Source organism: Nonomuraea sp. MG754425 (assembly GCF_021699195.1).
Taxonomy (GTDB): Bacteria; Actinomycetota; Actinomycetes; order Streptosporangiales; family Streptosporangiaceae; genus Nonomuraea.
The window spans coordinates 1-7,963 of sequence record NZ_SSXE01000302.1 but is presented as its reverse complement, the minus strand read 5'-3'; the positions used below and the strand labels follow the sequence as shown (position 1 = coordinate 7,963).

The 7,963-nt window shown below is 71.9% G+C and carries 7 protein-coding genes; 2 read left to right on the top strand and 5 right to left on the bottom strand.

Annotation, left to right across the window (positions count from 1 at the left end; genetic code table 11):
• The first annotated feature begins 27 nt into the window (after positions 1-27).
• Positions 28-1,431, top strand: coding sequence for an MFS transporter (locus FAF44_RS50715; RefSeq protein ID WP_237110676.1), 1,404 nt, complete (start codon positions 28-30; stop codon positions 1,429-1,431).
• Positions 1,432-1,448: 17 nt separating this feature from the next.
• Here the strand turns inward: FAF44_RS50715 and FAF44_RS50710 are convergent, their stop codons facing one another.
• On the bottom strand, positions 1,449-2,678 hold the full coding sequence (locus tag FAF44_RS50710) for a cytochrome P450 (RefSeq protein ID WP_237110675.1): 1,230 nt from the start codon (positions 2,676-2,678) through the stop codon (positions 1,449-1,451).
• Between the two features lie 192 nt (positions 2,679-2,870).
• Here FAF44_RS50710 and FAF44_RS50705 point away from each other — a divergent pair, with 192 nt between their 5' ends.
• The gene (locus FAF44_RS50705; protein ID WP_237110674.1) at positions 2,871-4,253 is read left to right on the top strand and encodes an FG-GAP and VCBS repeat-containing protein; all 1,383 of its coding nucleotides are present in this window, start codon (positions 2,871-2,873) and stop codon (positions 4,251-4,253) included.
• On the opposite strand, the gene FAF44_RS50700 is transcribed toward FAF44_RS50705, so the two are convergent.
• The 4 genes from FAF44_RS50700 to FAF44_RS50685 all read right to left on the bottom strand — a co-directional run.
• On the bottom strand, positions 4,238-5,734 hold the full coding sequence (locus tag FAF44_RS50700) for a cell wall metabolism sensor histidine kinase WalK (protein WP_237110673.1): 1,497 nt from the start codon (positions 5,732-5,734) through the stop codon (positions 4,238-4,240). The two genes, FAF44_RS50705 and FAF44_RS50700, sit on opposite strands and share 16 nt — an antisense overlap.
• Positions 5,731-6,423, bottom strand: a complete 693-nt coding sequence (locus tag FAF44_RS50695; protein ID WP_237110672.1) for a response regulator transcription factor — start codon at positions 6,421-6,423, stop codon at positions 5,731-5,733. The genes FAF44_RS50700 and FAF44_RS50695 overlap by 4 nt, the downstream gene beginning before the upstream one ends.
• Positions 6,420-6,983, bottom strand: a complete 564-nt coding sequence (locus FAF44_RS50690) for a hypothetical protein (protein ID WP_237110671.1) — start codon at positions 6,981-6,983, stop codon at positions 6,420-6,422. Before FAF44_RS50690 ends, FAF44_RS50695 begins: the two co-directional genes overlap by 4 nt.
• Before the next feature lie 12 nt (positions 6,984-6,995).
• A partial coding sequence (locus tag FAF44_RS50685) for an ABC transporter permease (protein WP_237110670.1) occupies positions 6,996-7,963 on the bottom strand: 968 nt, incomplete at its 5' end.

The following is a 7,963-nucleotide window of genomic DNA, read 5'->3' as shown; positions in this document are numbered from 1 at the left end:
TGGCAGGGCCGGTGACAGGATGGGCTCATGACGCAGCACCCGGACGAGCATCACGTCGAGCTCAGGTCGGTGCGCGGCCGGTGGATCCTGTTCGCGACCGTGCTCGGCTCCGGGCTGGCGTTGCTCGACAGCACGGTGGTGAACGTCGCGCTGCCGTTCCTGGGCCGGGATCTCAACGCGGGCATGGCCGGCCTGCAGTGGACGATCAACGCGTACACGCTGACCCTGGCCGGGCTGATCCTGCTGGGCGGCTCGCTCGGCGACCGCTACGGGCGGCGCACGATCTTCCTCGTCGGGACGGTCTGGTTCGCCGTCGCCTCGGCGCTGTGCGGGCTGTCGCCGAACATCGAGTTCCTGATCGGCGCCCGCGCCCTGCAGGGCATCGGCGGGGCGCTGCTGACGCCCGGCTCGCTGGCGATCATCCAGGCGTCGTTCGTCCGGCACGACCGGCCGAGGGCGGTGGGGGTGTGGTCCGGGCTCGGGGGTGTGGCCAGCGCCATCGGGCCGCTGCTGGGCGGCTGGCTGGTGCAGACGGCCGGCTGGCGGTGGGCGTTCCTGATCAACCTGCCGTTCGCGGCGCTCGTGGTGTTCGTCACGCTCCGGCACGTGCCGGAGAGCAGGGACGAGGCGGCGGCGGGGCGTTTCGACGTGCTCGGCTCGATGCTGGCGGCGCTGGCGCTGGCCGGCGTCACCTACGGGCTGATCCAGAAGGGGGTGTCGGTGCCGCTGCTGGTCGGGCTGGGGCTGGCGGCGGCGTTCGTGGTGCTGGAGATCCGCAGGTCGCCCGAGGCGCTGGTGCCGGTGAGCCTGTTCCGCGACCGGGTGTTCACGGCGGTGAACGTGGTGACGCTGCTCATGTACGCGGCGATGGGCGTGGTGTTCTTCCTGCTGGTGGTGCAGCTCCAGGTGGTGTCCGGGTTCTCGCCCATCGCGGCCGGGCTGGCGATGTTGCCGACGACGATTCTGATGCTGCTGCTGTCGGCGCGGGCCGGCGATCTGGCCAAGCGGGTGGGCCCGCGCCTGCCGATGACGGCCGGGCTCCTGGTGGCGGGGGGCGGGTTCGTGCTGATGAGCGGCATCGGGTTCGGGGCGTCGTACCCGCTGCAGGTGTTGCCGGCGGTGACCGTGTTCGGGCTGGGGTTGTCGGCGGCGGTGGCGCCGCTGACGGCGACCGTGCTGGCCTCGGCGGAGGAGCGGTACGCGGGTACGGCCAGCGGCGTGAACAACGCGGTGGCGCGCACCGGCAGCCTGCTGGCCGTGGCCGCCGTGCCGCCGCTGGTGGGGCTGGTGGGCGACGCGTTCGAGCAGCCCCAGGTGTTCGACGCGGGCTTCCGGACGGCCATGTTGATCAGCGCGGGGATGATGGTGGTGGCGGCGGCGATCACCTTCCTCACCATCAGGGGCAACGTCCTGGCCGCCGAAGACGGCTGACGCCACCGGCCGCGCGGTCAGAAGGTGAACGTCTGGCTGCGTACGCTGTTGTCGAAGTTGGACAGGAGCAGGTCGGGCTCGCCCACCGACCGGATGCCGGGCAGCCGGGTCAGCAGTTCGCGGAACATCGTGCGCAGTTCCTGCCGGGCCAGGTTCGCGCCCAGGCAGAAGTGCGGGCCGGGGCCGCCGAAGCCGACGTGCGGCTTGGTGTCGCGGGTGATGTCGAAGGTGTCGGCGTTCGGGAAGACCGATTCGTCGCGGTTGGCGGAGCCGTAGAAGAGCACGACCTTGTCGCCCTGCTTCAGCTCCAGCCCGCGCAACGCGTAGTCCTCGGTGACCGTGCGCCGGAACTGCATGATGGGCGACACGTAGCGGACCATCTCCTCGATCGCGCCGTTGATGTGCGCGTCGAAGTCGCTCGTCAGCAGCTCGCGCTGGGCGGGGTTCTCGGTGAGGAGCCTGATGCCGTGGGCCATCGTGTTGCGGGCGGTCTCGTTGCCGGCGACGAGTAGCAGGGAGAAGAACGAGCCGAGCTCCTTGTCGGTGAGCTTCTCGCCGTCGGGGTTGGCGTTGACCAGCAGGGAGACCAGGTCGCCCTTGGGGTCGGCGACGCGTTCGTGGCCGAGCTTGATGACCATGCGCTGCAGGGCGAGCAGGGCCAGCATGTTCTGGCCGGCCATCTGCACGCTGCGGGCCAGGCTGGGGCGCACGCCGGTGTAGGCGGTGGAGATGTCGACGTGCTGGTGCACCTTCTCCCGCAGTTCCTGCGGGATGTCGAGCATGTCGCAGATGACGTGGATGGGCAGCCGGGCGGCGACCTGGGTGACGAAGTCGCGCGGACCGTCTCGCACCACGTCGTCGACGATGCGGGCGCACGCGGCCTCGATGTCGTTCTGCAGCCCGGCCAGCATGCGGGGGCTGAACGAGCGGGTCACGATGCGGCGCAGGCGGGCGTGGCGCGGGTCGTCCATGTTGACCATCGACTCGCCGAACACCTGCTTCACCCAGCCGGGCGGCTCGGGGTTGGTGACGGCCGGCTCGCTGGAGAAGATCTTGGCGTTGCGGCTGGCCTCGATCACGTCCGTGTGGCGGACGAGGGCGTAGAAGCCCTTGCCGGAGCGGAGGAACGGCACCTTCTTCTCCGGGAAGAACACCGGGTGCTCCAGTTGCCGGAGCCGGGCGAAAGCCTCATTCCGCTCTTTGAGCGGTTTACGCCAGAAATCCAGATCAGCCAGGTCGATGTCCACCCGTCTATCCTGGCACGGTCCCATGCCCCCGGAGCCCCTCCGCACGGCCCGATGCCGCCGACCTGCCGGTCTTGGCGGATCCCCGGCGGCAGGTGCTCCGAAGACCCGTGCCGGGCGATGTGCATCCTGCCCTCCTGGCCCGTTCTCATCCTGTTCAGACCCGGTTCGACCGGCCTGGTCATTACTTCCGGTATGAATGCGCTGCTCGCCGCCTGCCTGATCGTTCCCCTGGCCTCCGGAGCGGGCCCGGCCGCCGCCCGCGCGTGCGGCGGCCACCCGCTCGACTTCGACGCCGACGGCCGTCCCGACCTGGCCGTGGCCGCCCCGTACGACGACGCGAGAGCCGGCTCGGTCACCGTCATGTACGGCTCGGGCGAGAAGGTGAAGCTCACCCAGCAGGACGCCGAGCCCGGCGACTCGTTCGGGTCGGCGCTGGCCGTGGGCGACTTCAACGGCGACCGGTGCGCCGACCTGGCCGTCGGGGTGTCGGAGGAGTTCGTGGGCGAGCGGGTGCCGGGCGGCGACGGGAACGGCGTCGTGCAGATCTTCGACGGCTCCCCCGAGGGGCTGGTCGCCGGGCGGCGGCTGGCGCCGGCCAAGCCGTCCAGCGACCGGTTCGGGGCCGCGCTGGCGGCCGGGGACTTCGACGGGGACGGCCGGGACGAGCTGGCCGTCGGCGCGCCGAGCCACCGCTCCGGCGGGGCGGTGACGGTGTACGGGATGAAGGGCCGCGAGCCCGTCCGGATCACGCAGAAGACGCCGTGGGTGCGGCAGCGGGCCAGCGTCACCGACCAGTGGGGCGGGGCGCTGGCGAGCGGCGACTTCGACGGCGACGGCATCGACGAGCTGGCGATCGGCGCGCCCGCCGACAGCGTGACCATGGACGGGCAGGGCTCGGTCACGGTGATCGACGTGCGGCGCGAGCGCGCCCGCCTGCTCACGCAGAGCACGCCCGGCATCAAGGGCGCCGCCGAGAAGTGGGACAACTTCGGCGCCGCGCTGGCCACCGGCGACTTCAACGGCGACGGCAAGGACGACCTGGCGATCGGCGTGCCGGGCGAGGGCCTGACCGCCAACCAGCGGGCCATGGACTACGGCGACGGCACCGTGGACGTGCTGTACGGCTCGCGCGCCGGGCTGCGTACCGACCGGACCGAGGCGTGGTCGCAGAACACGCTCGAAGGCAAGCCCCGCTACTACGACCGGTTCGGCGCGTCGCTGGCCGCCGGGGACTTCAACGGCGACGGCATCGACGAGCTGGCCGTCGGCGTGCCCGGCGAGAAGGCCGTGCAGGTGCTCATGGGCCGGGCGTCGGGCGGGCTGACGCGGGCGGGGAACCTGCTGGTGAAGGGCAAGGGGCAGGACTTCGGCGCGTCGGTGGCGGCGCTGCCGGGCTGGGAGCGCTACCGGTCGCTGGAGAGCCGGCGGCGTCCGGTGGACGGGCTGGTGGTGGCCGCGCCCGACCAGGGACTGATCATGTACGCGCCGGGCAAGCGGGCGTCCGGACGGGTCGAGCTGGGCAAGGTACGGCAGCTCGACCAGAGCGGCGGCCTGTACGGCTACGCCTTCGGCTGACGCCCGGCGACCGGGAGGATCACCCGGAACAGCGCGCCCTTGCCCGGTTCGCTCTCCGCCGTCACGATGCCGCCGTGCGCCTCCGCCAGCGTGGCCGCGATCGACAGCCCCAGCCCCGACCCGCCGGTGCCACGGGCGGGGTCGGCCCGGTAGAACCGCTCGAACACCCGCTCGGCCACCTCCTCGGAGAAGCCGGGCCCCTCGTCGGCCACCTCCACCACGGCCTGGTCGCCGGTCATGCCCACGCGCACCTGGAACGCGGTCCCGGGCGGGGTGTGGGTGAGCGCGTTGGTGACGAGGTTGTTGATCACCTGGGCCAGGCGGGGCTCGTCACCGGTCACGACCACGTCGCCCTCGCCGCCGAACAGCCGGGCCAGCTCGATCCGCCGGTCGGGCGCGAGCGTCTGGGCGTCGATGACGACGGTGGCGGCCAGGCTGAGCAGGTCCACGGGCCGCATCGCCAGCTCGCGCCGCTGGTCGAGGCGGGCGAGCAGGAGCATGTCCTCCACCAGCAGGCCCATCCGGGCCGCCTGCCCCTCGATGCGGCCCAGCAGCCGCACGGCCTCGGCCAGGTCCTTCTCCTGCCCCAGCCGGTACAGCTCGGCGAAACCCCTGATCGAGGTCAGCGGCGTGCGCAGCTCGTGGGAGGCGTCGGCCATGAAGCGGCGCATCAGCTCCTCGGAGCGCCTGGCGGCGGTGGCGGACTTTCGGGCCGAGTCGGCGGACCTGCGGGCCGACGCGGCGGCCTCCTCACGCTCGCGCGCGGCCACCTCGATCTGGGCGAGCATCGTGTTGAGCGAGCGGCCGAGCTTGCCGACCTCGGTGGTGCCGGCCCACATGGGCACCCGGCGGGACAGGTCGCCGCCGGCGATGTCGTTCGCGGTGCGCGCGATCTCGCCCAGGGGACGCAGGCTGCGGCGGACCAGCCAGTGGCAGGCCAGGCCGAGCACGACCAGCGTGCCGCCGCCGCCGACCGCCACGATCAGGACGAGCTGGGAGACCGTCGCGTCCACGTCGGCCGTGCTGATGGCCATCATCCGGATCTGGCCGTCGCGCGTCGGCACGGCGACGGCCCGCCAGCTCGGACCGCCCGCGTCGCGGGACTCCACGGTGAAGGGCCGCCCCCTGTGCTCGACGGCGTCGGAGAGGGTCAGGTGGGGCAGGTCGGGCGTGTGCTCTTCGGTGGATTCGCTGATCGTCCGCAGCAGGCTGCCGTCGGGGCCCAGGATCACGCCGTGGAACAGGCCGAAGTAGCGCTGCGTCCGGACGCCGGGACGCGGCTCCACGGGCAGCGGGGGCGGGTCGCGCGGCGCGGTGGCCACGCGGAGCTGCTGGTCCACCCGCTCGACGAGGTAGCTGCGCAGCAGCCGGACGGCGAACAGGCCGGTCAGCGTGATGGCGAGGGTGACCAGCAGCAGGGTGGCCGAGACCAGGCGCAGCCAGAGCGGCGCCCTGGACAGTTGTTTCCGCAGCCCGCTCATACTCGCGGCGGGCGCAGGATGTAACCCACCCCGCGCAGGGTGTGCAGGTACTTGCCTTCGCCGGTGTCCACCTTGCGGCGCAGGTAGGACACGTACGACTCGACGAGGCCGACGTCGGTGCGCCAGTCGCCGTTCCAGACGTGGTCGAGGATCTGCGTCTTGGACAGCACCCGGCCCACGTTCAGCATGAAGTACTGCAGGAGCCGGAACTCCGTCGGCGACAGCCGCACGGGCGTGCCGTCGCGCCAGACCTCGTGGCTCTCCTCGTCCAGCTCCAGGTCGGCCACCCGCAGCCGGTTCGGCGGCGGGACGCCGCGCCGGGTTCTGCGCAGCACGGCCCGGATCCGGGCGATGACCTCCTCCAGGCTGAACGGCTTGGTCACGTAGTCCTCGCCGAGCCCGAGGCCGGCGATCCGGTCCTCGGAGGTGTCCTTGGCGGTGACGAACAGCACCGGGACCCGGCGGCCGCGGGACCGCAGCCTGCCCGCGACCGCCAGGCCGTCCAGATCGGGCAGCATCACGTCGAGCATCACCAGGTCGGGCGAGCTCTCCTCGGCCACCCGCAGGGCCTCCTTGCCGTCGGCCGCGGTGAGGACCTCGAACCCGGCCATGCGCAGGCTGGCCGAGAACAACTCCCTGATGTTGGGCTCGTCGTCGACCACCAGCAGCCTGGCCTCGGGTTCGTTCATCGCGGGCCGCCTCCTTGGAATCCCTGGCCTCCCTGGCTGATCGAGGTGGCCGTGACCGCGCCGTCGGCGCCCTGCTGCCCGCGCACCACGATCGAGGCGCCGGCCTCCAGGTCAGAGACCTTACCGGGCTTGGAGATCTGCACGGTGGTCCGGTCGTCGGTGGTGACCGTGACGGTGGCGCCGTCCATCGTCTTGACGTACACCTTGCCGTCCTCGACCTTCTCGACCGTGCCGACGGTGCCGCCGCCCATCCGCTGGCCGCCGCCTCCCGGCTGCTGGCCGCCGCCGGGGAACTGGCCGCGCTGGCCGCCGGTCCCGTCCTGCTGCTGACCGTACCCGCCGCCCATGGGGCGCTGCGGCCCGCCGGCGGCCTGCGCGGAGTCACCGGTGCCGAACCAGTTCACCGCCTGGATGCCGATCAGGATCCCGGCCACCAGCACGACCCCGGCGGCCAGCGCGAGCGTGACCTTGGAGAAGCCCTTGGCGGGCCGGGCGGCCAGTTCCTCGCCCAGGTCGTCGGGGAACGGAGAGGAGTCCAGCTTGTCCCTGTCCCTGTCCATGTCCATATCTCCTTACTCGTGGCGCAGTGCCTGGATCGGCCTGAGCTTGGCCGCCCTGTTGGCGGGATAACTGCCGAAGAACAGCCCGATGCCCAGTGACACGCCCAGTGCCAGCGCCACCGACGACGGCACGAGCACCGGTTCGATGCCGGCGATGGTGAACCGGGTCCCCACGAACGCCACCAGCACCCCTGACAGCCCCCCGACCAGGCTCAGCAACGTCGCCTCCATCAGGAACTGGCCCAGGATCGCGCTCCTGGGCGCGCCGATCGCCTTGCGGATGCCGATCTCGCGGGTGCGCTCGGTGACCGTCACCAGCATGATGTTGGTGATGCCGATGCCGCCCACCAGCAGCGAGATCGCGGCGACGGCGCCCAGCAGCACCGTGAAGGTGCCGGTCGCCGCGCTGACGGTCTCCTGCAGGGTCGCCTGGTTGAGCACGCGGTAGTCGGGGTTGTTGTCGGTGATGCCGTGTCGTTGGTTGAGGATAGCCGTGACCTCGGCCTGCGCGGACGTCGTGGCCTCCGTCCCGGTGGCCTGCACGACGATCTGCCCGAGCGAGCCGAACCCGCTCAGGCTCTGCTGGACGGCCGGCAGCGGCGCCACGGCCACGTCGTCGGCGTCCTGCATGCCGGTGGACCCGGCCTCCTTCAGCACGCCGACCACCGTGAACGGCACCCCCGACACGCTGACCTGCTTGCCGATCGGATCGACGGTCCCGAACAGCTCCTCCACCACGGTCTGGCCGAGCACCACGACCTTCCTGGCGGCCAGCACGTCGTCGTTGAAGAAGTACGTGCCCTTGGCGACGGACTTGTTGACGGCCTCGAAATAGCTCGGGTACGTGCCGACGAACTGCGCGATCGAGTGGCTGGCCGCGCCGTAGGAGGCGGTGGAGGAGGAGGCGTTCACCACGGGCGAGACGCTCTTGACCGACGGGGCGAGCGTCCGGTCGGTCAGCGCCTTGGCGTCGGCCAGGC

What these genes read in the sequence shown, in the direction of transcription:
- FAF44_RS50715 (WP_237110676.1), top strand. Translation starts at nt 28, where the DNA reads ATGACGCAGCACCCGGACGAGCATCACGTCGAGCTCAGGTCGGTGCGC.
- FAF44_RS50705 (WP_237110674.1), top strand. Translation starts at nt 2,871, where the DNA reads ATGAATGCGCTGCTCGCCGCCTGCCTGATCGTTCCCCTGGCCTCCGGA.
- FAF44_RS50700 (WP_237110673.1), bottom strand. Translation starts at nt 5,734, where the DNA reads ATGAGCGGGCTGCGGAAACAACTGTCCAGGGCGCCGCTCTGGCTGCGC.
- FAF44_RS50695 (WP_237110672.1), bottom strand. Translation starts at nt 6,423, where the DNA reads ATGAACGAACCCGAGGCCAGGCTGCTGGTGGTCGACGACGAGCCCAAC.
- FAF44_RS50690 (WP_237110671.1), bottom strand. Translation starts at nt 6,983, where the DNA reads ATGGACAGGGACAGGGACAAGCTGGACTCCTCTCCGTTCCCCGACGAC.